General features: G+C 70.0%; 28 protein-coding genes, 1 tRNA gene and 1 pseudogene. 13 read left to right on the top strand and 17 right to left on the bottom strand.

What is annotated here, in order from left to right:
* Window positions 1-20: 20 nt before the first annotated feature.
* The 4 genes from IEY69_RS05155 to IEY69_RS05140 all read right to left on the bottom strand — a co-directional run bounded on the left by IEY69_RS05155 (window position 21) and on the right by IEY69_RS05140 (window position 3,621).
* The gene (locus IEY69_RS05155) at window positions 21-941 is read right to left on the bottom strand and encodes an ROK family protein (protein ID WP_268243846.1); all 921 of its coding nucleotides are present in this window, start codon (window positions 939-941) and stop codon (window positions 21-23) included.
* Window positions 942-974: 33 nt separating this feature from the next.
* Window positions 975-2,042 (bottom strand): M48 family metallopeptidase, encoded by a 1,068-nt coding sequence (locus IEY69_RS05150; protein WP_189072017.1) that lies wholly within the window; start codon window positions 2,040-2,042, stop codon window positions 975-977.
* Entirely contained in the window at window positions 2,042-3,241 is a 1,200-nt protein-coding gene (locus IEY69_RS05145; protein ID WP_189072016.1) for a YjgN family protein, read from the bottom strand. Before IEY69_RS05145 ends, IEY69_RS05150 begins: the two co-directional genes overlap by 1 nt.
* Window positions 3,242-3,366: 125 nt before the next feature.
* Window positions 3,367-3,621 carry a cold-shock protein gene (locus IEY69_RS05140; RefSeq protein WP_189072015.1) on the bottom strand — a complete coding sequence of 85 codons (255 nt, stop codon included), beginning with the start codon at window positions 3,619-3,621 and terminating at the stop codon, window positions 3,367-3,369.
* 275 nt (window positions 3,622-3,896) lie between these two features.
* Here IEY69_RS05140 and IEY69_RS05135 point away from each other — a divergent pair, with 275 nt between their 5' ends.
* Window positions 3,897-4,445: a gamma carbonic anhydrase family protein gene (locus tag IEY69_RS05135; RefSeq protein WP_189072014.1), complete on the top strand. Its 549-nt coding sequence runs from the start codon at window positions 3,897-3,899 to the stop codon at window positions 4,443-4,445.
* A gap of 21 nt (window positions 4,446-4,466) precedes the next feature.
* Window positions 4,467-5,306: a hypothetical protein gene (locus tag IEY69_RS05130; protein ID WP_229783636.1), complete on the top strand. Its 840-nt coding sequence runs from the start codon at window positions 4,467-4,469 to the stop codon at window positions 5,304-5,306.
* Window positions 5,307-5,438: 132 nt separating this feature from the next.
* Here IEY69_RS05130 and IEY69_RS05125 read toward each other — a convergent pair whose 3' ends face one another.
* The 8 genes and pseudogenes from IEY69_RS05125 to IEY69_RS22065 all read right to left on the bottom strand — a co-directional run.
* The gene (locus IEY69_RS05125) at window positions 5,439-5,825 is read right to left on the bottom strand and encodes an NADH-quinone oxidoreductase subunit 15 (protein WP_189072013.1); all 387 of its coding nucleotides are present in this window, start codon (window positions 5,823-5,825) and stop codon (window positions 5,439-5,441) included.
* 36 nt (window positions 5,826-5,861) lie between these two features.
* Window positions 5,862-7,685 carry an alpha-amylase family glycosyl hydrolase gene (locus tag IEY69_RS05120; RefSeq protein WP_189072012.1) on the bottom strand — a complete coding sequence of 608 codons (1,824 nt, stop codon included), beginning with the start codon at window positions 7,683-7,685 and terminating at the stop codon, window positions 5,862-5,864.
* A 169-nt stretch (window positions 7,686-7,854) separates the two neighbouring features.
* Window positions 7,855-8,973 carry an N-acetyl-alpha-D-glucosaminyl L-malate synthase BshA gene (gene bshA, locus IEY69_RS05115; protein ID WP_189072011.1) on the bottom strand — a complete coding sequence of 373 codons (1,119 nt, stop codon included), beginning with the start codon at window positions 8,971-8,973 and terminating at the stop codon, window positions 7,855-7,857.
* Between the two features lie 169 nt (window positions 8,974-9,142).
* Window positions 9,143-10,399, bottom strand: a complete 1,257-nt coding sequence (locus IEY69_RS05110; protein WP_189072010.1) for a DUF4388 domain-containing protein — start codon at window positions 10,397-10,399, stop codon at window positions 9,143-9,145.
* A gap of 240 nt (window positions 10,400-10,639) precedes the next feature.
* Complete coding sequence (locus tag IEY69_RS05105; protein WP_229783635.1) at window positions 10,640-11,119, bottom strand: hypothetical protein; 480 nt, start codon at window positions 11,117-11,119, stop codon at window positions 10,640-10,642.
* Entirely contained in the window at window positions 11,116-12,042 is a 927-nt protein-coding gene (locus tag IEY69_RS05100) for a prohibitin family protein (RefSeq protein WP_189072009.1), read from the bottom strand. Before IEY69_RS05100 ends, IEY69_RS05105 begins: the two co-directional genes overlap by 4 nt.
* A gap of 76 nt (window positions 12,043-12,118) precedes the next feature.
* Window positions 12,119-12,427, bottom strand: coding sequence for a YchJ family protein (locus tag IEY69_RS05095; protein ID WP_308425447.1), 309 nt, complete (start codon window positions 12,425-12,427; stop codon window positions 12,119-12,121).
* Window positions 12,428-12,502: pseudogene (locus tag IEY69_RS22065) on the bottom strand (SEC-C metal-binding domain-containing protein); the annotation flags it as partial.
* Window positions 12,503-12,580: 78 nt separating this feature from the next.
* On the opposite strand from IEY69_RS22065, the gene IEY69_RS05090 reads away from it, so the two are divergent.
* The 3 genes from IEY69_RS05090 to msrA all read left to right on the top strand — a co-directional run bounded on the left by IEY69_RS05090 (window position 12,581) and on the right by msrA (window position 15,220).
* Window positions 12,581-13,384 carry a TrmH family RNA methyltransferase gene (locus IEY69_RS05090; protein WP_189072007.1) on the top strand — a complete coding sequence of 268 codons (804 nt, stop codon included), beginning with the start codon at window positions 12,581-12,583 and terminating at the stop codon, window positions 13,382-13,384.
* Window positions 13,381-14,559 (top strand): BAR domain-containing protein, encoded by a 1,179-nt coding sequence (locus IEY69_RS05085; protein ID WP_189072006.1) that lies wholly within the window; start codon window positions 13,381-13,383, stop codon window positions 14,557-14,559. Before IEY69_RS05090 ends, IEY69_RS05085 begins: the two co-directional genes overlap by 4 nt.
* A gap of 109 nt (window positions 14,560-14,668) precedes the next feature.
* Window positions 14,669-15,220 carry a peptide-methionine (S)-S-oxide reductase MsrA gene (gene msrA, locus IEY69_RS05080; protein ID WP_189072005.1) on the top strand — a complete coding sequence of 184 codons (552 nt, stop codon included), beginning with the start codon at window positions 14,669-14,671 and terminating at the stop codon, window positions 15,218-15,220.
* A gap of 63 nt (window positions 15,221-15,283) precedes the next feature.
* Here msrA and icd read toward each other — a convergent pair whose 3' ends face one another.
* Window positions 15,284-16,540: an NADP-dependent isocitrate dehydrogenase gene (icd, locus tag IEY69_RS05075; protein WP_189072004.1), complete on the bottom strand. Its 1,257-nt coding sequence runs from the start codon at window positions 16,538-16,540 to the stop codon at window positions 15,284-15,286.
* A 224-nt stretch (window positions 16,541-16,764) separates the two neighbouring features.
* On the opposite strand from icd, the gene IEY69_RS05070 reads away from it, so the two are divergent.
* The 5 genes from IEY69_RS05070 (at window position 16,765) to IEY69_RS05050 (ending at window position 20,828) form a co-directional block, all read left to right on the top strand.
* Window positions 16,765-16,998: a hypothetical protein gene (locus IEY69_RS05070; protein ID WP_189072003.1), complete on the top strand. Its 234-nt coding sequence runs from the start codon at window positions 16,765-16,767 to the stop codon at window positions 16,996-16,998.
* Between the two features lie 90 nt (window positions 16,999-17,088).
* Window positions 17,089-18,030: a carbohydrate ABC transporter permease gene (locus tag IEY69_RS05065; RefSeq protein ID WP_189072002.1), complete on the top strand. Its 942-nt coding sequence runs from the start codon at window positions 17,089-17,091 to the stop codon at window positions 18,028-18,030.
* Window positions 18,023-18,955 (top strand): carbohydrate ABC transporter permease, encoded by a 933-nt coding sequence (locus tag IEY69_RS05060; RefSeq protein WP_189072001.1) that lies wholly within the window; start codon window positions 18,023-18,025, stop codon window positions 18,953-18,955. The genes IEY69_RS05065 and IEY69_RS05060 overlap by 8 nt, the downstream gene beginning before the upstream one ends.
* The gene (locus IEY69_RS05055) at window positions 18,955-19,458 is read left to right on the top strand and encodes an NUDIX domain-containing protein (protein ID WP_189072000.1); all 504 of its coding nucleotides are present in this window, start codon (window positions 18,955-18,957) and stop codon (window positions 19,456-19,458) included. The genes IEY69_RS05060 and IEY69_RS05055 overlap by 1 nt, the downstream gene beginning before the upstream one ends.
* Window positions 19,455-20,828 (top strand): FAD-dependent oxidoreductase, encoded by a 1,374-nt coding sequence (locus tag IEY69_RS05050; protein ID WP_189071999.1) that lies wholly within the window; start codon window positions 19,455-19,457, stop codon window positions 20,826-20,828. The genes IEY69_RS05055 and IEY69_RS05050 overlap by 4 nt, the downstream gene beginning before the upstream one ends.
* Here IEY69_RS05050 and IEY69_RS05045 read toward each other — a convergent pair.
* From IEY69_RS05045 to IEY69_RS05030, 4 genes are all read right to left on the bottom strand, one after another.
* Window positions 20,825-21,427 carry a type 1 glutamine amidotransferase family protein gene (locus IEY69_RS05045; RefSeq protein WP_189071998.1) on the bottom strand — a complete coding sequence of 201 codons (603 nt, stop codon included), beginning with the start codon at window positions 21,425-21,427 and terminating at the stop codon, window positions 20,825-20,827. The two genes, IEY69_RS05050 and IEY69_RS05045, sit on opposite strands and share 4 nt — an antisense overlap.
* The gene (locus tag IEY69_RS05040; RefSeq protein ID WP_308425444.1) at window positions 21,424-21,633 is read right to left on the bottom strand and encodes a hypothetical protein; all 210 of its coding nucleotides are present in this window, start codon (window positions 21,631-21,633) and stop codon (window positions 21,424-21,426) included. Before IEY69_RS05040 ends, IEY69_RS05045 begins: the two co-directional genes overlap by 4 nt.
* Window positions 21,623-22,024 carry a DUF3208 domain-containing protein gene (locus tag IEY69_RS05035; protein ID WP_189071997.1) on the bottom strand — a complete coding sequence of 134 codons (402 nt, stop codon included), beginning with the start codon at window positions 22,022-22,024 and terminating at the stop codon, window positions 21,623-21,625. Before IEY69_RS05035 ends, IEY69_RS05040 begins: the two co-directional genes overlap by 11 nt.
* A 149-nt stretch (window positions 22,025-22,173) precedes the next feature.
* Window positions 22,174-25,041, bottom strand: a complete 2,868-nt coding sequence (locus IEY69_RS05030; RefSeq protein ID WP_189071996.1) for a P-loop NTPase family protein — start codon at window positions 25,039-25,041, stop codon at window positions 22,174-22,176.
* A 159-nt stretch (window positions 25,042-25,200) separates the two neighbouring features.
* Between IEY69_RS05030 and IEY69_RS05025 the strand changes: the two genes are divergently transcribed.
* From IEY69_RS05025 to IEY69_RS05015, 3 genes are all read left to right on the top strand, one after another.
* Window positions 25,201-25,896 carry a tetratricopeptide repeat protein gene (locus IEY69_RS05025; RefSeq protein ID WP_189071995.1) on the top strand — a complete coding sequence of 232 codons (696 nt, stop codon included), beginning with the start codon at window positions 25,201-25,203 and terminating at the stop codon, window positions 25,894-25,896.
* A gap of 118 nt (window positions 25,897-26,014) precedes the next feature.
* Window positions 26,015-26,091: transfer RNA gene (locus tag IEY69_RS05020), tRNA-Pro, on the top strand.
* Between the two features lie 77 nt (window positions 26,092-26,168).
* Entirely contained in the window at window positions 26,169-26,873 is a 705-nt protein-coding gene (locus IEY69_RS05015; protein WP_189071994.1) for a metallophosphoesterase, read from the top strand.
* Window positions 26,874-26,913 lie beyond the last annotated feature (40 nt).

Genomic DNA, 26,913 nt, shown 5'->3' with positions numbered 1-26,913 from the left:
ACTGAATCACCCCCGCTTGTTCACCCGTTGGCCGAGCGGGCCGCCCACAGCGCCGCGCCGATCAGGCCGGCGTCCGCACCCAGGGCCGCGTGCACCACCTCGGGCCGGTAGCGTTCCGGGAACGCCGCCAGCGCCTCCTGCACGCGGGTCCGGTAGCCGGGACGCAGGCCGACGCTGCCGCCCAGCGCCACGCGCGTCACGCCGATCAGCGCGGCGATGTCCGCGATTTTCCACGCTAGCCCTGCCGCCGAGTGCCGGTACTCCGCGTCCGCTGTCGCGTCCCCTGCCTCGGCCGCGTCGCACAGGGAGCGGGCGTCCGCGAACCCCAGCGTCACGGCGCGGGCGTTCAGGGCCGTGCCACTCGACTCGAACTCCAGCGGCGCCAGGCGCCCCGCCGGGGTGGGCGCACCCGCGTTCCAGTGCGCCGGGACGGTCACGAAGCCCAGTTCGGCGTCCAGGCCGTTGGCGGCCAGATGCAGCTTCCCACCCAGCACCAGCCCGGCCCCGACCCCGGTGCTGATCGTCACGAACATGAACTCGGTCGTGCCTCCGCCCGACCCGGCGGCGTACTCGCCCCACGCGGCGGCCCGCGCGTCGTTCAGCGCCGCGCACGGCAGGCCCAGCCCCGCGCCCAGCCGCTCCGCGAGGGGAATGTCCACCCAGCCGGGGAAGGTGTGGGTGGCGGTGGCCGTCACGCGACCCCGCGCCACGGCGCCCGCGCACGCCACGCCCACCGCCGCTGCGCGTGCGGCGAGGGGCCGGGCCAGCGCAATTGCTGCCTCTATCACCGCGTCGGGTGTGGCCGGGCGGGGCGTGCGGGCCTCCACGCGCTCCAGCACCTGCCCGCCCTGCACCAGCGCCGCGCGCATGCTCGTCCCCCCGATATCCAGGGCCAGCAGGGGAGAGGTCAGGGCACTCGAGCGGGGCAGGTCAGCGGTCACCCGCGCATTCTGCCACCCGCCCGCGCCCCGTCATCAGGGACGGTCCAGCGCTTTCAGGGCCGCCACCCGCTCACTGGTGACCGGATGCGACCGGAAGATGTCCAGCCACGACGGGTCCGCCGGGTCGTCCTCCTCCTCCCTGTCGAGGCGGGCGAGGATGTCCTGAAGCGGCTTCGTCGTGCCGTACTGCGAGAGCATGAAGTCCGCCGACACGCGGTCCGCCTCGGTCTCCGCGTCGCGCGAGTACCCGCCGCGCAGGATCGCGGCCGGAACCGCCGCCGCGAAGGTGCTGGCGCTGACCAGGTCCCCCGTGATGAGGGTCGTCACCAGTCCCAGCCCCAGCCCCTGATACACCGCCGCCAGGCCATGCCGCCGCGTGACGTGCCCGGTCTCGTGCGCCAGCACGCCCAGAAGTTCCCGATCACTGCGGGCCAGGGCCACCAGCTGATCGGTCATCACGATCGTTCCGTTCGGCAGCGCGAACGCGTTGGCGCCCACCCCGCCGAACCCGCTGGGCTCCCCGTCGCGGATCAGCAGGCGGTACGGGTACCCGCCGCCCGCCCACGCCTGAACCGCCCGGAACTGCCGTTGCAGCGCCGCCTGTCGTTCGGTGGGCAGCCCGCTCGGCCCGACCAGATCCTGATCCTCCAGCACCTGCAGCGTCTGCTCGTCGAACGATGCCAGGACCCCGCGGGGCGTGACGTGGGCTGCCTGGGTGGCCAGCGCCGGAATGCCCCACACCAGAAATGCGCCGGTCAGCGCGAAAGCCACCACGACGGCGGCCAGGGCGCTCCCCCAGCGGGCCTCCAGCCACGCCACGCCCCGCAGCGCCCGGTGCTGGCCCCTGGCCCGTTCCCAGGCGAGAAGCGCCGCGAACTCGGTCGTCTCGAAGCGCGCGCCTCCCGGCAGGCGCACCACGCGCCGCACGCCCGGCACGGGAGGGTCCGTGACGACCGCCGAGGCCGGAAACACCTGCGACTCGCCCTCTAGGTCCAGTCGGACCGGATCGCTGAGTGTGAGGGTCGCGGCGCGATCTCGGCTGCTGTGCCCGTCGAAATAGACGCCCCGCAGCGTCTCGGACCCGGGCGCCAGTGCGGGCATCAGAAGCCCACCTGGATGTCCAGCAGTTCCGACGCCGCCTCGCCCAGCGCCGTGCCGGGCAGTTGCGCCTGCCCGCGGAAGTGGTCGAGGTCCGTGATCGCCCGGATGTGCGTGCCCAGCAGCACGAAGCGCGCGCGGCGGATGGCGGCCCACGGGGTCGCCAGGCCCAGCGTGAGGACCTGCGCGAGGCTGTTCGTGACGCTGATCCACACCAGGCCCCACGGGTTGAAGGTGGCGCCCGAGCGGACCACGCCGCCCAGCTCGGCGTTGTTCAGTACGTACTTCATGGTGGCGCCGCGCACGTACTGCCAGCCCACCACGTACAGCAGCAGGAACGACACGTACGCCACGCCCGCGAAGATCCAGAGCGTGGTGGGGGAGACCCGGTCCCAGATCTCACCCCTCCCGGACGTCAGTTCGCCACTGAGGGCCGACCACGCGCCCGCCACCATGCCGCCCAGCAGCAGCGCCACGATCACGCCCCCCACGCTCAGACCCAGCGACGTCAGGCCAATCAGGTAGAACGGCGCGACGTCCCCCCGGAAATGCCCGCGCGCCTGCCCGTAGCCCAGCCCCCTGACCTGATACTGCCGCTGCATGAACCACGCCCACGGCAACGCGAAGATGCCCGCCACCGACGCCGCGAGGTTCGCCGCGCCGTACGCCACGTACGACTCACCGGCCGTGCCGTGAAAGGAGAAGTTCAGGCCCCGGTGGAACGTGTTGGCCGCCTGGAAGCGCAGTGACCGCCACACCAGCCAGGGGTACGCCCCGGCGTACAGCAGCAGAATCGGGATCATCAGCCAGTACAGTTCACGGTCCAGTGAATACCCGTACAGCAGGAACAGCGCGCCCACCAGCAGGTACCCGCGCAGCAGTGCCGCCGGGTTGGCGCGGTACTCGAAGTTCTGACCGTCCAGCCAGGTGTGCCCGTAGAAGTACTGCCGGGTCCGCACGCGCGCCCACGGCAGGTAGATACCCAGCGTGACCAGCGTCAGGGCGACATTCACGATCCACAGCCGGAAGTACTCCCCGGCGGACCCGGTGAAGGAGAGGTCGTGGCGCATCACGTCCGGCGGGTCGGCGGGGCCACCCATCGGCGCGGGCGGCCCGTCGGCCAGTGCAGCCGACGTGGGACGGGTCCCGGTGGGATCATGGCGCCCCAGGGGGCGGGACTCTGGGGTGGTGGGTTCGCTCACCCGTCCATCGTAGGCGGCCACCAGGGGGTCCGGTGCGGCAGATGCTGTTGGGCCGCCTGCTCACGTGGCGTGCGTCATGAAGAAGAGGCCCCGAGAGGGCCTCCGGCACTGCGAAACGGAGTGGCTTACCAGCGGCTGCCGCCACCACGGGCCGCCATGGGGGCGGGCGCGGCGTTGGTGACCTGCACGTTCTTGGCCTGCGGGCCCTTGCTGCCCTGCCCGGCCTCCACTTCGAAGTCGACCTCGTCACCCTCGTTGAGCTTGCGGAAGCCGCCGCTCTGGATGGCGCTGTAATGCACGAACACGTCCGGGTTGCCGGGGTGCTCGATGAAGCCGTAGCCCTTCTCCACGTTGAACCACTTCACACGACCTTGAGCCATAACTCTCCTTGCATCCCAGGCGAACTCCAGCCAGACGCAGCCCTCTAAGGCTGAACCTTGTGGACGGTGGAATCACGTTGAGACCCCCGGAGTATCGCACGGCCCACCCGCGTCATGTGGCGAACATGAGCGTGCCGGGCGGCCCCCTTCATTCCGGGCTGACCGGGCGTGGAAGCGCGTGCTACCCTGACGGCAATTCACCTGATCACGGAGATCTGTCCTCCAACGGCCCGCCCGGCGGGAGGCCGCCCACCGTGACCGACTCTGGAGGATCCATGCCGCTCTACGCCCTGGACGGGCACCGCCCCGACATCCATCCCACGGCCTTCATCGCCCCGAGCGCCGACCTGATCGGGCAGGTCACCGTCAGCGCTCAAGCCAGCGTGTGGTTCGGAGCGGTCCTGCGCGGCGACCTGGAGCCCATCCGGATCGGACCCGGCTGCAACGTGCAGGACGGCGCCGTGCTGCACACCGACGCCGGCTGGCCCTGCGTGCTGGACGATCACGTCACGGTCGGCCACCGCGCCATCGTCCACGGTGCCACCTGCGGCCCCGGCAGTCTGGTCGGGATGGGCGCCGTGATGCTCAGCGGCAGCAGCCTCGGGGCTGGCGCGATGCTGGGCGCCGGTGCGGTCCTCCCCGAAGGCACCCACGTGCCGGACGGCATGCTGGCCGTCGGGGTGCCCGCCCGGGTGGTCCGCCACGCCCCCAGCGGCGGCAACGCGCAGCGGTACGTCCTGAACGCCCAGCGGTACCGGGCGGGACTGCAACCGCTTGGCGAGGCGGGCAAGGATGACCCGTCGGCCCGGGAACGGGCGATCTGATGACCCGGCGCGGAGTGCAGCATGCCTGAACCCAGTGGAATTCCTCCCCTCGATCCACTCCGCTCAACTGTGGCCGGTGACGTGCCGGACCTGCCCGACATGGTCCCGGACCTGCTGCCGATGTTTCCCGGCGCGTCGCCGTTCCTGGCCCGTTTCCTGCCGGAATCCGCTCCCAGCCATGCCGGGTTGAGCCAGCAGTTCTGTGACCTGCACGGTTTCCTGAAATTCCTGCATGAACAGGCGTGGTACGGGTACCTGCACGCGGTGCTGGGTGAACAGCAGGCGTTCGTGCTGCTGTTCGAGGGCCGCACGGTCACCGCCGCGTCCGGCAGCGTCACGGGTGAGCAGGCGCTGGGCGAGCTGCTCAGCCTGTACGAGCAGGGTGCGCAGCTCAGCGCTCATCCGCTGTCGGCGGAGTTGGCGCACGTGTTGAGCGGCATCGGCTCACGCGCCTGGAAATTCAACCTGACCGAGGATTTTACTGGCCTGCACGCCCGGCCGGGAGGCGCCATCTTCTACGCGCGGGGAGAGATCATGGCCACCATGCCGGCCACCCTACCCTACGAGGGCGCGTTCCCGGCGCCGCTGCGGCCCCAGACGCTGATCCTGCCGCGCAGCCTGGCCGGGTGGGCGCATCACCATTACACCCTCACCCTGCGGGGCAAGGACGCCATGAACGCCATCACCAGCGTGCATCAGGCGTTCCGCGCCAAGCACGGCCAGCCGGGCCTGACCTTCATGCGGGCGCTGAGCGAGGACCTTTCCCCGGCGGAATACGCCATGCGGACCGACGTGGCCCTGCATGATCTGGAACCACTCGTTCAGGATTTCCTGCAGAGCGGATTCGTGCGCGAACACTGACCGCCCCGCCCACACGGCGGACAGCGGTGGCCGCGTCGGGATCGCATCATGCAGGCAGACGGCGCAACGTGGCGTGAAACAGACCGCGACCCCGACCCCCTGATGTGGGTGGAGGGGGCCGCGGGAGTCAGGTCAGGCGCTCTGGCGCACGCCGCGCAGCGCGCCGTCCAGCAGCAGCGCCAGTCGTTCCCGAGTGAACGGCCGCTTGCCCTCCAGCAGCGTGTGATCCCCGGCGTGCAGGTGCCAGTGCTTGCTGCCGCCCATCAGGCGCAGCGACACGCCCTTGAGGTCCACGTGCCGGGGGCTGACCCCGGCGACGAGCATCGGCTGCCCCTGATCGCTCAGGCTGACGCTCATGACGGTGGTCGGCAGGTCGTAGGGCCGCTCCATGCGGTAGATGTAGTCCGGGAAGTCCGCGACCTTCTCGAACCCCAGACCACGGGTGGCCGCCTCGGCTTCCAGCCAGCCGAGAAGGGTCACCCACTGCGCGTACAACGCCGAGTCGTGTGCATGTGACATGTGACACGAGCATACTCCACGGCGCCGCAGACCGCGTCAGTTCAGCAGCAGGATGCGCCCGCCGGCCGCGTCCAGCGTCACGCGCCCACCCCGGAACACCTCGCCGGTCACCGCGTCGCGCCACTCGCCGTCCGGGAGTGAGAGGTGCACGTCATGGGCGTCCGTGCGGCGGCTGGCGATCACGGCGGCCCGCTCCACCAGCCCGCCCTCCTGCGCGTACTCTCGCAGGAACGCCACGGCGTCCTCCTCGGCATGTACGAAGCGCAGGCTGCCGCGCTGCAGGGCGCGCGTGGAGCGGCGCACCGCGATCAGGGCCTTCATCCGCTCACGCAGGGTCACGTCCCACTCCGATTCGGTCCAGGGCATCGCCTCGCGGCACCACGGCATCGACCCGTCCCGTGACTGCGTGACCCCGACCTCGCTGCCGTAGTACGTGCAGGGCACCCCCGCGTAGCCCATCAGCAGCGTGACACCGGCCAGGAAGCGGGTGCGGTCGTTGCTCACCCGGTACAACGCCCGGGCGATGTCGTGAGATTCGAGCACGTTGAACATGCTCAGGGCCACCTGAGGCGGCAGGGCGTGGTAGGCGTCCCACAGGATCTCCACGAGTTCCTCGCCGCACACGGCGCTGGGCTCGAACATCATGTTCGCGCGCGCCAGCCACTGCATGACCGGAAGGCCGAACCCGTGGTAGTTCATGCTGCCGTCCTCACCCTGGCCGTCGAGCGCGTGTTCCGGGTCGTAGAAGCGCTCGCCGAACACGTACGCGTCGCCGGTCTCCTCGCGCGCGGCGCTTTTCAGGGTGCGGTGCAGCGGCAGGTTGTCCTCGTCGGTGCCGCCCGTGCCGATCATGTGCGCCACGTCCAGACGCCAGCCGGCCGCCCCCCGGCGCAGCCAGTGCCTCACCACGCTCTCCTCGCCGCTGAAGAATTCCTTCACGGCGGACTCGTTGCGGTAGTCGATCTTCGGGAGGGTCGGCACGTCGAAGAACGCATGGTAGGGCAGTTTCCCGGGTTCGTCCCGCCACGTGAACATGGCGCGCTCCGGAGACAGTTCGTCCTCCACGGCCGCCCGGAACAGGGCGTTCTCGTTCCCGACGTGATTGAACACCCCGTCCAGCACGATGCGGATACCGGCCCTCGCGGATTCGCGGACCAGTTCGTCCCAGGCCGCGTCCCCACCCAGGTGCGGGTCCACGTGGCGGTAGTCGGTGATGTCGTAGCGGTGGTTGCTGGGCGACACGAAGATCGGCGTGAGCCACAGCCCCGTCACCCCCAGGTCCTGCAGGTACGGGAGCGCCTGCGTGATGCCGTTCAGGTCCCCGCCGTAATGGCCGTGAATGTCGCCCCACGCGTCGATGGGCGTGCTCCACTCGACGTGTTCCACGACCCGGTCGCCGTACACGTACTCGCCGGTCTGCACGTCGTTCGTGGGATCCCCGTTCCGGAACCGGTCGGGGAAGATCTGGTAGAACACGCTTTCCCACGCCCACTCGGGCGCGACGTGTCCGGTCAGGTACGTGAACCAGGACCGGAACCCGCGCCGGGTGCGGTGCAGGCCCAGGCCAGTGAGGTTCAGGTGATCGTTCGTGAAGTTCAGCTGCCACGAGTACCGGACCCGTCCCTCGTGCACGGGCAGGTCGGCCTCGAACCAGCGGCCCGGTTCATCGCCGACCGGAGCGATCTCACATGCGGGAACCGTTTCGATCTCGCCCACCCGGACGAACTTCAGGCTCACGCCCGTGACGGACAGGGTGGTGCGCACGCGGACCCGCACGGTCGTTCCGAGGGGCGCGCCGAGGCGCTCGGTGTAGGCGGGCGTGTGGTCATGTTGGGTGGACAGCAGCGGAAAGATACTCATGGTCAGAAACCCTCCAGCGAGGAAAAAGGGCAGCAGAACAGACGGGCACGACCTCTGCCCGCAGCATCTGCGGTGAGAGGTCGTGCCCGTCCGGGCAAGCGTTGCCTGTGAACTTTAGACCACAGTCTGGGCCACGCGACCGGCGCCGGTCAAGAGGGCCGCTCGCGGCTCAGGCGAGTGTCCGCTCGTACGCGGCGAGGTACTGCGGCACGATCACCGACGGGTGGAACTGATCGACGGCCGCGCGGCGCCCCGCCTGACCCAGACTGGTGTACAGGTCACGGTTGCGCAGGACCTGAAGCGCGCGGTCGGCCATGTGGTCCACGTCGCCCACGTCGGCCAGGAAGCCGTTCACGCCGTCCTGAACCACCTCGGGAATTCCGCCGGCCCGCGACGCGACGACCGGAACCTCGCAGCTCATGGCTTCCAGCGCGGCCAGCCCGAAACTCTCCTGCTGACTGGGCAGCACGAACAGGTCGCTGATGCCCAGCACGGTCTCCACGTCCGGGAACGACCCCAGGAAGTGCGTGCGGCCGATCACGCCGCGCGCCTGCGCCAGTTCCATGGCCTTGGGCCGTTCCGGGCCGTCCCCGATCATCAGGAGACGCGCCGGGATCTCACTGGCGACCCGGGCGAACACCTCGACCACGTCACAGGCGCGTTTCACGGGCCGGAAGTTGCTGACGTGCACCAGCAGCGCCTCGTCCGGATGCGCGAAACGGGCGCGGACGGCCGGGTCGGTCACCCGCACGAACCGGTCGCTGTCCACGAAATTGTGAATCACGTCGATCTCCCGCTCGACGCCGAACACCTCACGCGTGTGCGCCGCGAGGTAATGCGAGACGGCCGTCACGCGGTCACTCTGCTCGATGGCGTGCCGGGTCGTGGACCGGAAGGCGGGTTCCAGGCCGACCAGGGTCACGTCCGTGCCGTGCAGGGTCGTGATCACGCGGGACCGGCCCGTGATCGCCCGCGCGTGAATGGCGGCCGTCGCATGTGGGATGGCGTAGTGAGCGTGGGACAGTTCCACGCCGTATTCCTGAATGACTTCCGTCAGGGTGTTCGCCGCGGCCAGCTCCGGGTACGGCTGGTCGAACAGGGCGTAGGCGTATCCGCCCACCTGATGAAAGTACGGGCCGGTCATGCAGCGCTGCCCGGTCAGGCGGAACGGCTGCGCCGCTCCCACGAAATGCACCTCGTGACCGGCCCGGGCGACCTGCAGGCCCAGTTCGGTGGCCACCACCCCGGACCCGCCGGCGCTGGCATGGCACAGCACCGCGACCTTCATGACAGCCCCCCCGGGAGGCCCTGCACCGCAACAGCTGACGAATTCATGAGTGCCAACTATACGGGCGAAGCGTCAGCGCAATGGTCGCTCCGCTCTCGATCCACCGGCCCGGCCGCGGACCAGCAAACAGCGGCGCCCGTGTGAGGCGCCGCCCGGACCACCGACTGAACTACACGGCCATGGTGCCGGCCAGCCCCTTGAGCTTGAACCGGGCCATGGCCAGGTTCGCCCGTTCCTTCGACAGCACCAGATACAGGAACATCGACAGCTGCGGAATCACGTAGATGATGTGGTACTGGTTGTCCAGCGTGATCAGGATGTCCTCGATGGGGCCCTTGATGCCCAGGCTGTCCATGGTGCGCAGCTTGGCGCGGACGACTTCCGTGTTGCCGGCGGCGGCCAGTTCGAGGTTCATGCCGCCCCCCGCGGTGCCCAGGGCCATGCCGCTGCTGTAATCCACGAGCGCCGCAGCAAGCGCGCCGTCAATGCCCATGGCCGAGTCCAGAATTTCTTTGACGTTGCTCATGTCGGTGACCTCCGGGATGGAAGGAATGGAGTCGGGGCTGGGCGCGGCCGCTGGCTGGTCAGGCGGGTCGGGTGAACCCGTGGGGTCCTGTGGGGTCGGTTCGCCGTACGACTTGAGCCAGCGTTTGAAGAACATGCTGTCCTCCAGCAGGGCCGGGTTGTCCGTGGGGGGCGGGGCGGGGTGCTCGTCTAGGCGTTTCATCGCCTCCATCAGCAGGTTGGTCAGGGGCGTGGTGATGTTCCGCCGCTGGTTGAGGTACGACCGTTCCAACTGCATGTGAGGATGCTGGAACGACAGCAGCGCGAACGCGGCGTCCTCTCCAGTCAGCCCGCCGGGGTGCTCGGTGGCGTCCACCAGTTCGCCGCGGCACAGGTGCAGGTAGCCCCGGTGCTCGCCCTCCTGCACCTTGACGGCCAGCGTGCGCTGCTCCCAGTGCAGGATCTGCAGGAGGCTGGGCAGGGTCACGCCGCGGATGGCGCCGAAACTCAGCTCGGTAACCTCGTGTTCGATGGCGGCGTGCAGTTCGTTCAGGTTCGGGGCGGCCAGGGTGGTCATGACGCCGTGCTGCTCGGTCAGGCTGGACAGGTCGTGATCCGCGTCGACGCTGAAGGCCGTGAAGGGCCAGTGGTGCTGGGCGTGCGTGATCAGCTGGTCGCTGGGGGTGCGGCCCGGAGCGACCTGCAGCACGACCAGATCCGGGGGCGTCTGTTCGCGCAGCGCGTCGGCCTGCGTGCTCACGTCGATGACTTCGCAGGTGGCGAGGAAGGTGCTGCGTTCCCGGAGGTATTGCCCCAGGGGCGGCAGCGTGTCGGACAGGAACAGGATGCGAGCGGGCTCCCGAGGTGTTCCAGTCGGTCGGGCGTCCGCATCCTCCATGAGTTGTTGCAGCCGCTCTGCCATAAGTGACCTTACGGTGACATGACTGGCTGAACCCTTACATGATGAGAAATTGAGAGAAAATTTAGGAACGTCAAAAACGGATAAATCCGGTTGCAGACGGCAAAAATCTGTTGTAATGCAGTCCGGGTCAGGTGTATGATTGAGGAATCCGAACGAACTTTCATGTCAAGTTCTGACAGAACTGTCACCCGATTCTGCGCTCGTCTGACACTCTTCTGACCCGCAAGCCGACCGCCGTGGTCACCGCTCAGGCACCCGCAGATCCGCAGACGGACCGAACCGTTCCCGCAGGAACCGCCCCTGCGTGAGCAGCCGGTCCGCCGCCGCGTGGTCCCGCCGCTGCGTTTCCAGAACCCCGCCCTCCAGCAGGGTCAGCTGGTCCAGCAGCAGCGCCTCGGCCGGCTGCCCCTGCCGTTCCAGCTGCGCGCGGGCCGCGGGCGTCAGGCGCAGATAGGCGTCCACCGTATCCGGCAGGTACCGGTCCTGCACCTCACGCAGCAGAAAGGCCGTCCGGGTGTCCCCGGCCGCAGTCAGGCCGTCGTGCACGGCGCACTGCAGCGCCCACGCCCGCGCCCGCGCCGGTTCCGGCAGGCGCAGCACGGCGTCCGCCCCGCGCGGCTGAACGGCCACCGGGGCCGCCTCGGCCACCCCAGGGGCTGGGCGGCGCAGGGCCAGCCCGACCAGGATGACCGCCAGCACCAGCACCACGACCGTGATCACGGTTTCGGGGTCGCGCCGCCACGACCGGTGAGCGAACCCACATCCAGCAGGAAGTTCCCGTCACTGGGTAGCATGACCGTCTGAATGCCGGGCGACAGCTTCTCCGCCACGGTCAGCTGGATCAGCTGCGGATTCTCCCGCAGCGCCCGGCCACGCAGAGACAGCGCCTCGGCCTCACCCCTGGCCTTGGCGATCGACGCCTTCGCCGCGCCCTCGGCCTCCACCACGGCCCGCTGCGCGGAGATGTTCGCCTGCTGGAGCTTGTTGCGTTCCACCGCGACCTGCTGCTCGGCCGTCTGCTTCTGCTCAATGGCCTTGGCGACGCTGTCCGGGATGCGCAGCTCGCGCAGCAGCACGCCGTCCAGTGTGAGGTTGTTCTGCTCGAACACCTGCCGCAGCGCGTTCGTGATGCTGGCCTCCACCTCCTGCCGCTTCGTGCTGATGATGTCCGCCGCGCTGAACTGCCCGATCGCGTCTCGGACCTTGCTGCGCACCTGCGGGCGGATGACGGTCCTCACGTAGTCCCGCCCCAGTTCCTTGTGAAGCGCCGCTGCTTTCGTCCGGTCCACGCGGAACTGCACGGTCACGTCCGCCGTGATCTCCAGCCCCTCCTTGCTGCGCGCGCGGATGGCCCCCTCGTCCCCGTCGTTGACGTTGTGGGCCAGCGTGACCTCCTGCAGCTTCGCGTCGTACAGCGTCACGTGATCCACGAACGGCACCAGGAAATGCACGCCCTCCTGCAGCGGCTGGCCCTTCACGCCGCTCAGCGCGCTGAACGCCACGCCCACGTACCCGGCGGGCACGACCTTCACGCTCTGGGCGACCAGCACACCCGCGATCAGCAGGCCGCCGATCAGCAACCCGGCCCGGCGGTTGGGACGGACAGTCAATTTGGGCACGGCGCGCGTTTTCGGTTCGGTCATGCCACCGGTACGCGCCCGGCTCTCACCGCGTTCCCATCCGCCCATGCCGGACGGCTGATCGGCGGCCCCCGGCCGGTCAGGCTTCGGGCGTCTCGCCGTCCACGTACAGCCACGCGCCGCCCACCTGCTCGAACCGGCTGCGTTCCCTCAGCGCGTACCGTTCCCCATCCGGCAGGCGCAACTGCGCCGTGAAGGTCACGAACTCTTCCTGTGCCTCATGTACCCGCAGCCCCAGGTACCGTGTGCCGTCCCGCAGATCCAGGCTCCGCGGACGCGTCAGCGGATGCCACGTGCGCTGCACGTACCCACTGTCCCCCAGTGCGTACGCCGTGTAGCGTGAACGCATCAGCGCCTCCGGAGTGGCCGCCCCGGCGCCCGCATGCAGCGGACCGCAGCAGTGACCGTAACTTCGGCCCGACCCACACGGGCAGGACTTGAACGGAGGGTACGCAAGCGCCATGCGCGCAGGCTAGAGCATTTCCCCTCCGTCCGCACGCGGCGCCGTCAGCCGCAAGCCGAACAGGACATAATGAACGCAATGAGTGTCACCGAAGTCATCACCTCCCTGCAGAACGCACACGTGAAACGCCTCGTGCGCCTGCGGAGCCGCCGCGAGCGCGAGCAGGACGGCGTCATCCTGATCGAAGGCGCCCGCGAGATCGCCCGGGCCGTCGCCAGCGGCACCGTGCTGAGCGCCGTGTACAGCACCCCTGAACTGCACAGCCCCGAGGGGGAGACGCTGGCGCCGACCCTGGGTGCCGCCACGCACCTGCTGTCTCGCGCGGCCTTTGAGAAGGTCAGTGGCCGCGAGAACCCCGACGGTCTGCTGGCCCTGGCCCCCACGCCCGCCCCGACCCTGCCCGAACCCGGTGCGGACGCGGTCACGGTCGTCCTGCACGGCCTGGAGAAGCCCGGCAACGTCGGGGCGATCCTGCGCAGCGCCGACGCGGCGGGCGCCGACAGCGTCATCGTTCTCGGCCGCGGCGCCGACCCCTACGGCCCGAATGTGATCCGTTCCTCGCAGGGCAGCGTGTTCACACTGCCCGTCGCCGTCATGACCGAGGAGCAGGCGCAGGCGTGGCTGGAGCAGCGGCACTTCACGACCTTCGCCTGCACCCCGGACGCCCCGCGCGCCTACTGGGACGCCCCGCTGACCGGCCGCGTGGCCCTGCTGCTCGGCACCGAGCACGAGGGCCTGCCGGAACACTGGCGCCGCACCGATCACAGCGTCAGCATTCCCATGAACGCCAGTCGCGGAGCGGACTCGCTGAACGTGGCCACCGCGGCCGCCCTGATGCTGTTCGAATGCGCCCGGCAGCGCCGCGCCGGAGGCGCCGCATGATCCGCGCATCCAACGACCCGTACCGCGACTGGTTGCGCGCCCGACTCAGCGCCGAACTGGGCGTCAGCGAGGCCGACCAGACCATCCAGGGCGCCGTCCAACGCCGCGGCTGGACCTCGCTGCGCGCCCTCGGGCCGCGGGACGTGGTGGCCGTCCTGCAGGACGTCTACGCCCGGCTGCGCCTGCAGTACGGGGACGCCCGCGCCGACCGCTGGCTCGAAGCGACCACGCTCGACCTCGCCCGCTTCGCGGAGACCGTGCCAGTGCCCGCGCAACCCACCGAGGGGCCGATCGCGCCGGCCCCCAGCCCGGTCCGCTGGGGCCGCCGGGCCCACGACCTGCCGCTGCTGCTGGCCCGGTCGCACGCGGAGATCGCCGGCCGCAGCCTGGGCGCCATTCGCAGCAACCCGGACCTGCGCGCGCTGGAACGCGCCGCCGAGTGGGACGTGCAGGCCACCCAGGCCGAGGTGCGCCGCTGGGAGACCGAGGAGATGCTCAGCCGCCTGCGCGCCGACCACGCCCGCATCGAGGTGGCGGATCAGGTGGCCGCCGCAGCCGCGCAGGCCGAACTGCTGGACCTGAACGTCCGCGAGCTGGAAGACAGCCTGCGCGCCGGACAGTCGGTCGGGCCGCGCCTGGCGCACACGAGCCTGATGGCCTCGCAGACCCACGCGTTCCTGGACGCCTTCACCCCTCTGATCGACCTGACGGACGCGGACACGCCCCTGACCATGCTGGACGTGGACCTTGCACACGCGCGATTCACGCTGGGTGTGCCGCTGCACCCGAACGTGCTGCGCGCCCGGCAGGCCCTGAACTACGCCCAGTGGCAGGCCGCCGATCCGGCCGGGCAGTCCCAGGCGGTCATGCAGGCGCACCACGCCCTGCACGTGGCTGAGCAGGACGCGCGGGCGCAACTGGAAACCACGCTGCAGGCGGCACGCTCCCACCAGTCGGCCCTGCGGGACCTGAAGATGCAGGTGGAGAACCTGGAACGCCGCGCCGCGCAATTGCAGCAGCTGGGCGGCGACCCCCTGAGTCTGGCTCGCGTGCGACTCGAATGGCGGCAGGCGCGGACCGCCGCCCGCGTGCAGGCCCACCGGCTGGAGGAGGCCCTGAAACTGCTGGACGCTCTGGTCAGTGAAGGAGAGACGGTCAGTTCCCCCGCATCCTGAGGCGCGCCGCCACGGTGCTCGGAGAGTGGATCTTCACGCACCGTGAATCCTGGCCGGATCGTGCCGGTCGCCCCGGTCTGCACCGGAGGAATCGGGAAGAATGCGGGCCATGACCACCCACAGTGCAGGGACGCAGCAGGCCATCCTGGCCGGAGGATGCTTCTGGTGTACGGAGGCCGTCCTGAAGGACGTACGCGGCGTGCAGAAGATCGAGAGCGGGTACATCGGCGGGCACACGCCCAGCCCCGATTACCGCAGCGTGTGCAGCGGCACCACCGGGCACGCCGAGGCCGTCCGCGTGACCTTCGACCCGGCGCAGGTGTCGTACAAGGACCTGCTGGGCCTGTTCTTCGCCACTCATGATCCCACCAGCCTCAACCGGCAGGGCGCGGACACCGGCACGCAGTACCGCAGCGCCGTGTTCCCCCTGACCCCCGAGCAGGACGCTGAGACGCGCGAGGTCATCGCCGACCTGACCGCGCAGGACGTGTTCGGCAAGCCCATCGTGACGACCATCGAACCCGCCACCGAGTTCTTCGTCGCGGAGGACTACCACCAGAACTACTACGAGAACAATCCGCGCCAGCCCTACTGCATGGCCGTCATCGCGCCCAAGGTGTCGAAGATGCGCCAGTCCTACAGCGACCGCCTGCGCGCGTAAAGCAGCACGGAAACGAGAGGCGGCGAGGGGTGATTCCCTCGCCGCCTCAGTCCGTTTATAGGCTCAGGCTTTGCGGGCCTTCATGTTCTCGATGATCTTGTCACCGAAGGCGCTGGTCTTCACTTCGGTCGCGCCGTCCATGTTGCGGGCGAAGTCGTACGTCACGACCTTCTGCTGGATGGTGTCGTCCAGACCCTTCAGGATCAGGTCGGCGGCCTCGGTCCAGCCCATGTAGCGCAGCATCATCTCGCCGCTGAGGATCACGGAGCTGGGGTTGATGACGTCCTTCCCGGCGTACTTGGGCGCGGTACCGTGCGTCGCCTCGAAGATGGCGTGGCCGGTCACGTAGTTGATGTTCGCGCCGGGCGCGATGCCGATCCCGCCCACCTGCGCGGCCAGCGCGTCGCTGACGTAGTCACCGTTCAGGTTCAGCGTGGCGATCACGTCGTAATCGGTGGGGCGCAGCAGGATCTGCTGCAGGAAGTTGTCGGCGATGACGTCCTTGATGACGATGCCGTTCGGCAGCTGGCACCAGGGGCCGCCGTCGATCTCCACGGCGCCGAATTCACGCTTGGCGAGCTCGTAGCCCCAGTCGCGGAAGCCGCCTTCCGTGAACTTCATGATGTTGCCCTTGTGGACGATGGCGACGCTCTTGCGGCCGTTGTCGATCGCGTACTGGATCGCGGCGCGCACCAGACGCTCGGTGCCTTCCTTCGACACGGGCTTGATCCCGAACGAGGAGGTGTCGGGGAAACGGATCTTCTTGACGCCCATCTCGCGCATCAGGAAGCCGCGCACCTTGTCGGCCTCGTCGGTCCCGGCCTTGTACTCGATCCCGGCGTAGATGTCTTCCGTGTTCTCGCGGAAGATCACCATGTCCACGTCCTGGGGGCGCTTGACGGGGCTGGGCACGCCGTCGAAGTACTGCACGGGGCGCACGCAGGCGTACAGGTCGAGTTCCTGACGCAGCGCCACGTTGATGCTGCGGATGCCGGTACCGACCGGGGTGGTCAGCGGGCCCTTGATGCCGAACAGGTACTCGTTGAAGGCGTTCACGGTGCTCTGGGGCAGCCACTCGTTCTCGCCGTACACCTCGAGGCTCTTCTCACCGGCGTAGACCTCCATCCACTCGACCTTGCGCTCGCTGCCGTACGCGATCTCGACGGCAGCGTCGAGCACGCGGACGCTGGCGCGCCAGATGTCGGGGCCGGTGCCGTCGCCTTCCACGAAGGGAATGATGGGGTGGTTCGGCACGTTCAGCTTGCCGTCTTTCATCGTGATCTTCTCGCCCTGCGCGGGCACCTTGATGTGCTTATCCATGACCCGGACACTGTACTCCACCCGACATGAACCGGAGTTGGTGTACCTGTCACCCCAAGGGTTTATACCCGGTTCAGTCCAGTTGGGCAGGCGGAGATCGAACGATGAAGATTCCTGAAGTGTGCGTGCAGTGACCCTGAAGCCGGGGCTCACCCCGGACCCAGCCGGGCGCGGCAAGCTGTGGGCACCCACAAGGGAATCCACTTCGCAGGAGGACTCAACCGATGAGTGACAAGAGCACCGCTGAAAACATGCTGGACGCCGCCAAGGCCAAAGTGAACGAAGGGGCCGACCGCCTGCGCGAGGCCGGGCACAACGCCGCCCACGCCGTGACCGGCGATCCCAAGCATAAGGCTGAAGCCGTCGAGGACCGCGCCAAGGCCGAAGTCCACAACGCGCAGGCCAACGCCGAGTACAGCGAAGGCAAACGCGAAGCCAAGGACGGCGACGGACACTAACGTCCGCTCGAACTGCCCTGACCAGTCACTCCCACCAGAGTGGCTGGTTTTTACATGCCCTTCCCCGCACGGCCCGCTACACTGCGCCCCATGACCACAAAGGGGCGGCGCGTGTCTCGCCGCGAACAACACCGCATCGGCGGCACCGGCGCGTCAGTCACGGTGCGCAACACCCTGATCGCCTACGCGTTCATGCTGCCGTTCCTGATCCTGCTCGTCGTGTACCACACCTGGCCCGTGATCTTCGGATCGTACCTGGCGTTCACGAAGTACAACATCATCAGCCCGCCGCAGTGGGTGGGGCTTGACAACTTCCGCGAACTGTTCGCCGACGAGCAGTTCTGGTCCGGCCTGCGCAACAGCCTGAAGTACGTGCTGGTCGTGCCGGTCATTCAGGTCATCTCGATCCTGGTGGCGCTCCTCGTGAACCGTCCGCTGCGCGGCATCGGCTTCTTCCGCACCGCGTACTACGTGCCGGTCGTGACGAGCTTCGCGGTGGTCGGCCTGATCTGGTCGTGGCTGTACAAGCAGGGCGGCGCCGTGAACAGCATCCTCATGGGCCTGGGCCTGATGCGCGGCGACCACAGCCTGCTCGATAACCCCGCCACGGCGCTGTTCGCGGTGATGTTCGTGACCCTCTGGAAGGGCATCGGGTACTACATGGTGCTGTACCTCGCGGGCCTGCAGGGCATCAGCCGCGAACTGGAAGAAGCGGCCACCATCGACGGCGCGACCCGCTCGCAGGTGTTCTGGAACATCACCCTGCCGGGCCTGCGCCCCACCATCCTGGTGTGCAGCCTGCTGTCCACCATCAGCGCCATCAAGGTATTCGAGGAACTGTACGTCATGACGCCCAACGGCTACCCGGCGGGCAGCACGTACTCCGCGCTGATGTACTCGTTCTCCAAGGCGTTCGGTGGGGATTTTAACTTCGGGCTGGCCGCCGCCGCCAGCATGGTCGTCGCGGTGGTCAGCATCCTGTTCGGCCTGATCAACTTCCGCCTGACGAAAGGAGGCCGCAGCGATGCCTGACACCACCCTGCCCCAGACCGCCCTGGTCAGTGACCCGCACGCGCAACTGGCCGCGCAACTCAAGGTTCAGCGTCAGCGCCGCGAACGCCTGCGCAACGCCGCCGCGTACGCCGTGCTGATCCTCATCGCGCTGATCATGCTCTACCCGTTCTACTGGACGCTCGTCACGTCCCTGGAACCCACCGGGAACATCTATGAAGCCAAGATCCTCCCGAAAGCACTGAGCCTGCGCAACTACGCAGAAGTCTTCAGTGGCACCACCGTCCCCTTCTGGCGACTGTTCCTGAACTCCGTGATCATCTGCATCCTGGGCGTGACGTTCACCACGACCCTCGCCACGCTCGCCGCGTACCCGCTCGCCCGCATGCGTTTCCCCGGACGGGACCTCGTCTTCTACTCCATCCTGATCCTGATGGTCCTGCCCAACGAGGCCGGACTGATCGTCAACTACATCACCACCATCAAACTGGGCCTGCTGGCGCAGACCAGCCCGCTCGCGGACGCCGCGCGACAGTACCTCGCGGTGGTGCTGCCCGGCGCGGCCAGCATCGTGGGCCTGTTCCTGCTGCGTCAGGCGTACCTGGGCATCCCGCAGGAACTCATCGAGGCGGCCCGTATCGACGGCGCGCGCGAACTGACCATCTGGCGCCGCATCATGCTCCCGCTGGCCACCCCGACCATCGCGGCGTTCGCCATCCTGGAATTCGTGGCGTACTGGAACTCGTTCCTGTGGGCGCGCGTCATGCTGCCCGACAAGAACATGCTGCCGCTCTCGGCGGGTCTGCTGGAACTGTCCGGCACGTTCAGCACGAACTCCCGCGCCGTTATGGCGGGCGCCGTCATCACGATCATCCCGATCCTGATCGTGTTCCTGATGGGCCAGAAGTACTTCATGAAGGGTCTGGAAGGCGCGGTCAAAGGCTGATGTTCCGCCGGAAGAAGGACTTCTACGTGAACGCCCGCGCGGTCATCGAACGCAGCGGCGAACATGGACGCGAGGTGCTCCTGCAGGTGCGCGCCAAACCCGGCCAGCCGCGCACGCTGGAACTCCCCGGCGGGCAGCTCGACCCCTTCGAGTCCATCCCGGCCGCCCTGCGCCGCGAGGTCAAGGAGGAGACCGGCCTGACCGTCACCACCTTCCTGGACGACCCGCGCGCCACCACGTCCAGCGCGCCCGGCGGGGACGTGGAGTGCCTGACGCCCGCCTTCGTGTACCAGACGACCCGCGGCCCGGTGGACAGCGTCGGCTTCTTCTTCCGCGTGCAGGTCAGCGGCGAACCCCTGGCGCGCGGCGACCATGCCGAGGCGCCCCGCTGGGTCCCGGTGCGCGACCTCCGCACCCAGATTCACACCCGCCCCGAGGACTTCAACTGGCTGACCCTCGCCGCTCTGCGCCACCTGAACGCGCACGCCTGGGCGGACGCATGACCCTGACCTACCGCACGCTGGACCGCGACTGGGACGTGATCGTCGCCGGGGGCGGCACCGCCGGGGCCATCGCGGGCGTCGCCGCCGCCCGCAGTGGGGCACGGACGCTCGTCGTGGAGGCGCAGGGCAGCCTGGGCGGCACCGGTACGAACGCATGGGTGACGCCGCTGATGCGCAACGTCGCGGACGGGCAGAACCTCAATCGGGGCCTGACCGAGGAACTCAAGGCCCGCCTGCGGGCGCGCGGCGACGGCGCGACCGATCCGTCCGGGAACGACAACTGGTTCAACCCGGAGGGCCTGAAATTCGTGCTGGACGACCTGCTGCGGGAATCCGGGGCGGAGGTGATCTTCCACACCCAGGTCGTGCAGCCCGTCATGGCCGCCGGAAGGATTGAGGCGCTGGTCGTGCACAACAAGGGCGGCCTTCAGGCCCTGCGGGCCCGGACGTTCATCGACGCGACCGGCGACGCGGACGTGGCCGCGCTGGCGGGTGTGCCCATGAGCGGCGGGGATGAGGATGGCGTGCATCAGGCCATGAGCCTGCGCTTCACGCTGGCCGGGGTGGACGTCACCCGCCTGCGCGCCTTCCTGACCGCCAACGGGCAGGGGCAGGAGCACGCGGACTTCCTGCACTTCTGGATGGTCTGGGGCCGCCGCAGCAGCCTGGAACCCCTCTTCCGGCAGGCGGTCGAGGATGGCGTGCTGCTGGAACGCGACGGGGATTACTTCCAGGCATTCAGCGTCCCCGGTCGCCCCGGCGAACTCAGCTTCAACTGCCCACGCATCCGCGCCGACCTGCACGACGGCACCGACCCCTGGCAGCTCAGCGAGGCGCAGCTGGACGGACGGCAGGCCATCACGCGCCTCACGGCGTTCTGCCGCGCGTTCCTGCCCGGCTGCAAGCACGCGTTCATCGGCGTGGTCGCCCCGATGGTCGGCGTGCGCGAAACCCGGCGCATCCACGGGGAGTACACACTGACCGTCACGGACATCCTCGACTGCGCCCGCTTCCCGGACGGCATCTGCCGCAACCACTACCCGGTGGACATCCACACCGTCAGGGGCGGCGCGAAACTGCTGCATGAACGCGAGGGCACCGCGCCGTACTTCGCGCCCGGCGCGTTCCACGACATCCCGCTGCGCGCCATCATCCCGCTGAACGTCACGAATCTGCTCGTGCCGGGCCGCGCGGCGAGCAGCACCTTCGAGGCGCAGTCCAGCATCCGCGTGCAGCAAAACTGTCACTCCATGGGCGAGGCCGCCGGAATCGCCGCCGCCTGGGCCGCGCGGGATCACGCGGGCGAGGTCCGAGCCGTGAACCCCGGCGACCTCCGCGCTGAACTGACGGCGCGCGGCGCGCTGGTCTAACCCAGCAGGGGAGAGCCGCCCAGCCGCCGGGCCGCGTCCCGGGCGGCCTCCTCGCCCCACAGGGCGGAGGCGACGTGCAGCGCCGGGTGCAGCGCCGCGAACCCCGCCGGGGCGGAACACAGCGCGCCGTCGGTGACCGCCTCGCCGGGGCGCACGTCCGCCGGGGTGAAGCCCCACAGCGTGTCAGCCAGTTCCGCCGGGCCGCCCACCACGCGCCCGTCGAGGGTGCCTGCCTCGCCCGCTAGGAGCAGGCCGCTGCCGCTGGTGCCCGTGGTCAGGCCCGCGTGCGCCTTCAGGAACCCCTGGAGCAGAGGATCGCGCGCCGCCTTCGCCGCACCCGGCCCGCCGGGAATCAGCAGGGCGGCCGGTTCCGGCAGCGCCGCGAACAGCACGTGCGGGGTGCTGACCAGTCCACCCGCCGTGACGATGCTGGCCCGCGAGCGGTTCACGGTCCGCACGCAGCCCTCACCGCCACACAGGCGCAGCACCGACACCATCACGCCCAGTTCCAGCTCACTGACCCCCGCGTACACGGGAATCGCCACGACCGGCCCGGTATACTCCGCGGCCGCCTCCGGCGGGGAGGATTCGGCGCTCACTGCCCCAGCGGGCGCAGCGTGTATACGCGCCTCGCGACGGGCGGACCCACCTCGCCCTTCTCCAGCAGTTCGTGCGCGGCGTCTGCCGACAGGCGTTCCACCCGCAGCAGGTACTGCAATGCAGTGGCCTGACCGTCGAAGCGGCGCGGGTGCGGGTCCCCCTCGACCCGCAGGTCCAGCCACGGCAGCCCCAGTTCAGAGATCACGCAAATCCTCCCACAACTGCCAGCCCACGCCGTCCGGCGTGCCCTCCAGCAGCGGTCCCAGCAGCTGACTGGCCGCCTCGGCGTCCGCGTGCAGCGCGTCGTTGTCCGGCCGGGGCTCGTACACGCGCAGCACTGTGAACTGATAGAACGCCTGCGACGCGGTCGGCTCGCCATTCTCGAAGAACGCGAACGGCGCGTTCACGGTGTCCCACAGGACGTGCGCGCCTTCCTGCTCCCCCTGCTCCTCCGGCGCGGGAAGGTCGAGTTCGTGGGGCAGGAACGTCTCCAGATCGATGTCCGCCTCCTGCGGGTGCCACACGTACCCCTGAAGCAGTCGAACGGCGGCTCGACCACCGGGGCGCGATTCACTGATGCTCACGCGCCACAGCATACCCGCTTCCCACCCGCTCTCCAGCCCGGACCGGCCACTCACAGCAGAATTCGGACGTCTTGAGGGCGGTGAGCCCCTGAGAAGAACAGCGGTTGGAGGTGGAGCCCTGGGGCGTGGTGTTGGCCCCTCAACGGAACTGGAAACCGCAGTCAGGACGATTCCGTGTGCCCAGCGGGTCCCGTGAGGTCGCCGGACAGTTCGGCCGCCACCAACGCGTCCGGGACCCGCCAGTCGAGCAGGGCGTCCGGCACGCCCCACGCCTGCAGCAGCTGTGCGCCCCCGCCGGTGCCCTCCAGAGCACGGCCCGCCTCGCGCCACACGCCCGCCCTGAAGGGCCGCAGATCCGGCTGGGCCAGCGCCGCGCGCAGGTGAGCCAGCGTGTCGAGTGGTGGGACGTGCCCGTCCCGAATGGCCGCACGGGCCTCGACGGCCAGCAGCTGCGCGTCGAGGCCGGGGTCCTGCGGCAGGCCACCCGGCGCCGGTCGCCGCAGCAGCGCGTGCGCGCGGTTCACGCTGGCCAGCGCCGCATCCGCCCGACCGGCCCGCAGCTGCGCGTCACCCAGCATCGCCCGCGCCTGGGCCTCCTCGTACGGGTGGGACGCCAGGGTCAGCGCCTCCCGCATGTGCGCGGCTGCCGCCTCTGCGTCCGGCGTGGCGAGCGACAGGCTGAGCAGCATGTCGAACCGGAGCGTCACCTCGCGGTCGGCGCTCCCCAGAGGCGCGGCCAGCAACGCTCTCAGCAGCGCCCGCGCCTGCCGGAGGTCGGCGTTGTCGTCCAGCGCGCCACTCAGCGGCGGCAGGTACGGCACGCCCAGACCCCGAGTCAGGTACGTCAGGGCCGCGCGGTACCGGGTGCGGCGCTCGCGGTACCCGGTCTCCGCGGGTCGCGAGCCACTGCGTGACAGCAGCGTCAGCGCCTGCGCGACCTGCCGCTGAGCGTCCTCCACTCGGCCCAGCGCCAGCAGCAGCGGCACCCCCTCCGACAGGAGCCGGGCGCGGGGCACCCCGTCCACGTGTCGGCGCTCCTCGGCCGGGACCAGCGCCAGCGCCGCGGTCAGCCGTTCCAGTCCCTCCTCCGCGCGGCCCAGTCGGCGCAGGGCCGTGCCCGCCCGGGCCAGCACCCGCGCCTGCTCCTCCGGAGAACCGCCCGCCGCCGCCAGCCGCGCGTGCGCGTCCAGCAGCGCCGCCAGCGCCCCCTGGGGTTGACCCAGGCGCAGCAGCAGGTCCCCCTCCTGGTACCGCGCGCGGGCCGACAGCAGCGGACTGGACGCCGGAACGTCCCGCAGCGCCGCGAGCGCCTCGGGCCAGCGCCCCGCGTCCTTCGCGATCAGGCCCCGCCACAGCAGCGCGCGCGGGCCCCCCCGCGCCAGACGCGGGTCCTGCGCCGCCTCGGTCGCGCCCGCCAGGTCCCCGCGCCAGCGGGCCAGGGCCGCGCGGACGAGCAGAGCGTCCATCTCGGCCGCGGCCGCCCACGGGTCACGGGCGTCCATGCCGGTCACGTCCGGGTGGTCCAGCTGCGCGCGGGCCGCGTCCATCCGCCCCGCCTCCAGGCTGCTCTCGGCCAGTTTCACTCGGGCCCAGCCACGCACCGCGTCCGAACCGGATTCCAAGAGGGTGAACAGCGCGTCGCGGGCGCGCGGGTCGTTGTACTCGCCCCGCCCAGCGTGATGCACGACCACCGCACGCGCCAGCGCCTCGCGCGCCGGTCCCGTCGCGCCGCGCACCCGTGGCCACAACGCAGGCAGGTGGCGCGCGTCGTCGGGTCGCTGCGTCACCTGGCCCGCCAGCGCGGCCCAGTCGCCCAGTGCCGCGAGCGCACCCAGGCGGTGCGGCCCGAAGCCCTGCCCGGCGTCCAGCGCGGCCAGGGTCCGCAGGGCCACGCGCCGGTCCTCGGCAGGAACGGCGGGCCAGGCCCGTTCCAGCGCCGGCGTGGCGCGCCAGCCTCCAGCGCCGCCCAGCAGCAGGGCCCGCGCGTGGGGGGGCACCGTCAGCGGCGACGCGCCCAGCAGGTTCGCCAGCAGCGCCTCCGACCAGTCCCGCCCCTCAGGCTGCGCGGCGTGCAGTGCGGCCGTGGCGGTCACCAGTCGCCAGGATTCCGGGTCGTTCAGCAGGTCCGCGGGCGACGCCCCGCCCTCACCTGCCACGTTCGCCAGCAGGGTCAGTCGGTCCAGGTGCCGCCCGGTCTCCCGGACCAGCCGGTCGGCCTCGGCGCGGGTCACGCCCAGGCGCGTCATCAGGTACGTGCGCGCCTCGGTCGGCGTGGGCGGCCGCAACTCGATGACGTCCACGCCCGGATCGGGCGGCGCGTCTCCCTCGACGGCCAGCAGGACGGCCACCTCCCTCGGCGCGCGGCGCAGCAGTGACTCGAGGGCCCACACTGCTGGTGTGGCCGCGGCCCCGCCCGGCAGGCGCGGGGCGGCCCCCAGTGGGCGCAGGTCCGACGATACCCGCACCAGCAGCGCCCCCCCGGTCGGGAGGACCGCCCGCGCCGCGTCCAGCTGCGCCTGCGCCTGCGCCGCGAAGGATGACCCCACCGGGCCCGCCGGGGCCGGAAGCCCTGACCCTGCTCCACCGAGGCGCAACGTGACGACCGGCATGCCCTGCGCCTCCAGCGCCGCCGCCACCCGTGAGAGCAGCACGGTCTTCCCGGCACCCGGTGGGCCGCTCACGATCAGGCGCGGCGCTCGGCCCGCGCGGACGCCCGCTGTGAACTGCCGGAACGCCCTCTTCTTACTGCGGCCCAGGAGTTCCAGGTCGTCCACCTCCAGGGTCGCCTGGGCCGGGGGCGCACTCAGGGGCGTGCCGAGATCACGGGCCAGGTCCTCCAGAACGGCCCGCAGCGCCGCCTTGTCCCGGGTGGTGCCCACGTCCCGGTACACGATGTTGCGCACGCTGCTGGGACTGGCCCCGACCTCCTGCATGCGGCGCTCCAGCCAGCGCAGACTGCCCGGCACGACGCCCCCCCCGGTGGGGGGCACCCGCCCGCGCAGGTCCTTGAGGATCGCTTTCCAGTCCACGGCTGCACCGAGCGTAGCACCCCGCCGCCAGCCGCTGAACCCGGTGCAGAACAACCCGTGCGTGCCGTTCCTGACGACCCCGTCAGCTTCACCTGCCCACGGGCGTGTATAGTTTCACGCAGCACCCAACCCAACTGCCCTTCACCGGAGGAACCCCACATGCGTAAGATCGCCCTGACCCTGTCCCTTGCCCTGATCGCCACCGCGTCCGCCCAGTCCATCCAGGCCGCCCAGAACATGCTCGACGCGGGCAAGTGGCAGGACGCCGCCGCCGCCGCCGCCGACCTGAACACCAGTGACAGCCTCGCCCTGGCCGCCGAGGCCACCACCGCCGGCGCGGGCCTCGTGGCCGACAGCCAGAAGAAGGCCCTGTTCGAGAAGGCCCAGGGCTACGCCAAGCAGGCCATCGCCAAGGACAAGAACAACGCCGACGCGTACTTCGAACTGGCCCGCGCGCAGGGCCGCCTCGCGCAGTTCAGCGGCATCCTCCAGAGCCTCGGCTTGGCGGGCGAGATGAAGAAGAACCTCGACATGGCCGTCAAGCTCGATCCCAAGATGGCCGGCGCGTACGTGGCCCTGGGTCTGTGGCACGCCAACCTGATCTCCAAGGGCTTCATCGCCACCCGCGCGACCGGCGCGGACAAGAACCAGATCATCCCCAACTTCGAGAAGGCCATCGCGCTGGAACCCACCACCGCCGTGCACCGCATCGAATATGCCAACGCCCTGATCCTCCAGGGCCGCAAGGCCGACGCGGCCGCGCAGCTTGAGAAGGCGATTGGCTTCAGCGCGAACACCTTCTGGGAAAAACGTGACGAGGAAACCGCCAAAGCGACCCTCGCCAAACTGAAGTAACCTGCGCCGCGCGCCGCTCCGGAGGCCTGACCGGAGCGGCGCGTTCGCTTGACACCCCGGGGGGGGCCGCGTAGACTTCTCCCTGCCCAGCCGCCCGGCGGCGGGTGATGGTCGGGTTCGGGGCGTAGCGCAGCCTGGTAGCGCACGTCGTTCGGGACGACGGGGTCGGAGGTTCGAATCCTCTCGCCCCGACCATCCATGACAGGGCCCTCCCCACCCGGGAGGGCCCTTTCGCCACGCCCACCCGCCCACCCCACCCCCGGAGACTGCCCATGCGCGTGTACGCGATCGCTGACCTGCACCTCGCCTTCTGCACCCCGAAACCCATGACGGTGTTCGGGCCGCAGTGGGCCGGGCACCCCCAGGCGATCTTCGACGAGTGGCGCGCCACCGTCACAGGCGGGGATCTGGTCCTGCTGCCCGGCGACCTGTCCTGGGCGATGCGGCTGCCCGACGCGATGCAGGACCTCGCACCCGTCGCGGCGCTGCCGGGCACGAAGGTCCTGCTGCGCGGCAACCACGACTACTGGTGGCCCACCGCGTCGAAACTCCGCGCGGCCCTCCCCGAGGGCATGCTGGCGGTCGTGAACGACGCCGTGCGGGTGGGGAACGTCGTGGTGTGCGGTTCGCGCGGCTGGACCACACCCGGCTTCGAGCCCCTCGGCACGGACGACCAGCGCCTGCTGGAACGCGAGGCGGAACGCCTGAGCCTCAGCGTGCAGGCTGCGCGCAGACTCCGGCAGCCCGGCGACCACCTCATCCTGATGCTGCACTATCCCCCGGGCACCCCGCCGTACCCCGCCAACCCCATCACGCGCGTGATCGACGACGCACGGCCTGACCTGATCGTGTACGGTCACCTGCACGGCGTGCCGCCCGAGCGGGCCATGCGGCACGTGAACGGCGTCCCGGCGCACCTGGTCGCGGCGGACGGCCTGAAGTTCCGACCGCGGCTGCTGCTCGACACCGCCACCTGACCGGCGGCGCACCCGTTGCACAGGCAACGCTCCCGCTGGG

This window comes from Deinococcus sedimenti, from assembly GCF_014648135.1.
Classification (GTDB): Bacteria; Deinococcota; Deinococci; order Deinococcales; family Deinococcaceae; genus Deinococcus; species Deinococcus sedimenti.
Note: the sequence above shows the minus strand (reverse complement) of the source record. Positions and strands in the feature narration are given on the sequence as shown.

Bases quoted from the DNA above. Each gene is read 5' to 3' on its own strand.
- IEY69_RS05150 (WP_189072017.1), bottom strand. From the start codon at position 2,042: ATGCCCGCACTGGCGCCCGGGTCCGAGACGCTGCGGGGCGTCTATTTC.
- IEY69_RS05140 (WP_189072015.1), bottom strand. From the start codon at position 3,621: ATGGCTCAAGGTCGTGTGAAGTGGTTCAACGTGGAGAAGGGCTACGGC.
- IEY69_RS05135 (WP_189072014.1), top strand. From the start codon at position 3,897: ATGCCGCTCTACGCCCTGGACGGGCACCGCCCCGACATCCATCCCACG.
- IEY69_RS05130 (WP_229783636.1), top strand. From the start codon at position 4,467: ATGCCTGAACCCAGTGGAATTCCTCCCCTCGATCCACTCCGCTCAACT.
- IEY69_RS05125 (WP_189072013.1), bottom strand. From the start codon at position 5,825: ATGTCACATGCACACGACTCGGCGTTGTACGCGCAGTGGGTGACCCTT.
- IEY69_RS05120 (WP_189072012.1), bottom strand. From the start codon at position 7,685: ATGAGTATCTTTCCGCTGCTGTCCACCCAACATGACCACACGCCCGCC.
- bshA (WP_189072011.1), bottom strand. From the start codon at position 8,973: ATGAAGGTCGCGGTGCTGTGCCATGCCAGCGCCGGCGGGTCCGGGGTG.
- IEY69_RS05110 (WP_189072010.1), bottom strand. From the start codon at position 10,399: ATGGCAGAGCGGCTGCAACAACTCATGGAGGATGCGGACGCCCGACCG.
- IEY69_RS05100 (WP_189072009.1), bottom strand. From the start codon at position 12,042: ATGACCGAACCGAAAACGCGCGCCGTGCCCAAATTGACTGTCCGTCCC.
- IEY69_RS05090 (WP_189072007.1), top strand. From the start codon at position 12,581: ATGAGTGTCACCGAAGTCATCACCTCCCTGCAGAACGCACACGTGAAA.
- IEY69_RS05085 (WP_189072006.1), top strand. From the start codon at position 13,381: ATGATCCGCGCATCCAACGACCCGTACCGCGACTGGTTGCGCGCCCGA.
- msrA (WP_189072005.1), top strand. From the start codon at position 14,669: ATGACCACCCACAGTGCAGGGACGCAGCAGGCCATCCTGGCCGGAGGA.
- icd (WP_189072004.1), bottom strand. From the start codon at position 16,540: ATGGATAAGCACATCAAGGTGCCCGCGCAGGGCGAGAAGATCACGATG.
- IEY69_RS05070 (WP_189072003.1), top strand. From the start codon at position 16,765: ATGAGTGACAAGAGCACCGCTGAAAACATGCTGGACGCCGCCAAGGCC.
- IEY69_RS05065 (WP_189072002.1), top strand. From the start codon at position 17,089: ATGACCACAAAGGGGCGGCGCGTGTCTCGCCGCGAACAACACCGCATC.
- IEY69_RS05060 (WP_189072001.1), top strand. From the start codon at position 18,023: ATGCCTGACACCACCCTGCCCCAGACCGCCCTGGTCAGTGACCCGCAC.
- IEY69_RS05055 (WP_189072000.1), top strand. From the start codon at position 18,955: ATGTTCCGCCGGAAGAAGGACTTCTACGTGAACGCCCGCGCGGTCATC.
- IEY69_RS05050 (WP_189071999.1), top strand. From the start codon at position 19,455: ATGACCCTGACCTACCGCACGCTGGACCGCGACTGGGACGTGATCGTC.
- IEY69_RS05035 (WP_189071997.1), bottom strand. From the start codon at position 22,024: ATGCTGTGGCGCGTGAGCATCAGTGAATCGCGCCCCGGTGGTCGAGCC.
- IEY69_RS05025 (WP_189071995.1), top strand. From the start codon at position 25,201: ATGCGTAAGATCGCCCTGACCCTGTCCCTTGCCCTGATCGCCACCGCG.
- IEY69_RS05015 (WP_189071994.1), top strand. From the start codon at position 26,169: ATGCGCGTGTACGCGATCGCTGACCTGCACCTCGCCTTCTGCACCCCG.